The sequence below is a fragment of the Cupriavidus sp. 8B genome, assembly GCF_054589115.1.
This window is the reverse complement of the sequence record NZ_BAAILO010000660.1, coordinates 1-207: the sequence shown is the minus strand read 5'-3', so window position 1 is coordinate 207 and position 207 is coordinate 1. Positions and strand designations below refer to the sequence as shown.

Sequence of the window (207 nt, the reverse complement as noted above, 5' to 3'; positions counted from 1 at the left end):
GTCCGCCGCTTCCGCGCACTCGCCCCGATCACCGCCATCAGCACCGAACTCGTCCGCTTCGACATGCAGGCGATGCAGAACCCCGAGATCTCCGGCGTCGAGTATCAGCAAGGCGAACTGGCCGGCTATGAGGTCCGCGAATACCTACTAGAGAAATGGGGCCGGCAGTGCGCGTACTGCGATGCCCGCGATATGCCGCTGGAATTG

1 protein-coding gene is annotated in these 207 nt (G+C 63.3%); it reads left to right on the top strand.

Annotation, left to right across the window (positions count from 1 at the left end):
- Positions 1-207, top strand: a 207-nt coding sequence (locus ACYP5B_RS53250) for an RRXRR domain-containing protein (protein WP_459575577.1), incomplete at both ends; no start/stop codon positions are given.